This window comes from Novacetimonas cocois (genome assembly GCF_003311635.1).
Classification (GTDB): domain Bacteria; phylum Pseudomonadota; class Alphaproteobacteria; order Acetobacterales; family Acetobacteraceae; genus Novacetimonas; species Novacetimonas cocois.
The window spans coordinates 1-578 of sequence record NZ_QEXL01000075.1 but is presented as its reverse complement, the minus strand read 5'-3'; the positions used below and the strand labels follow the sequence as shown (position 1 = coordinate 578).

Sequence of the window (578 nt, the reverse complement as noted above, 5' to 3'; positions counted from 1 at the left end):
CTTTGCGAACCTGTCCAGCCCCGTGCCCGAGGGCATCGCCGCCGTGATCGCGACGATGCGGTCGTCCGCCTCCGCCTGGCGCAGCAGCTCGCGCGAGAAGACGGATGTGTAGGACGGCGGCCCGGCCGGGCCCTTCTTCTGCTCGCCCGTGACGACGTTGAACTTGGAGACGGCATGGTACTTGTCGCCAGCCGACTCGGCCGGGGTATAGCCGCGTCCCTTTTCCGTGATGACATGCAGCAGTNACGGGGCCAAGGTCGTCGGCATCGCGCAGGTTGCGCAGGATCTGCACCAGCTGCGTCATGTCATGCCCGTCGACGGGGCCGACATAATAGAAGCCCAGCTCCTCGAACAGGGTGCCGCCGGTGATGATGCCGCGCGCGTATTCGTCGGCCTTCNTTCGCCGTGCGCTCCAGCCGGTCGGGCAGGCGCCTGGCCATCTTGGCGGCAAGATCGCGCAGGCTGAGGAACTTGCGCGAGGACATCAGCCGCGAAAGGTAGCTCGACATCGCGCCCACGGGGGGGGCGATCGACATCTCGTTGTCGTTGAGGATGACGATCAGCCGCTCCGCCCCCGG

General features: G+C 67.0%; 1 pseudogene. It reads right to left on the bottom strand.

Annotated features, from left to right (window positions below):
• Positions 1 to 578: pseudogene (locus NJLHNGOC_RS15575) on the bottom strand (1-deoxy-D-xylulose-5-phosphate synthase N-terminal domain-containing protein); the annotation flags it as partial.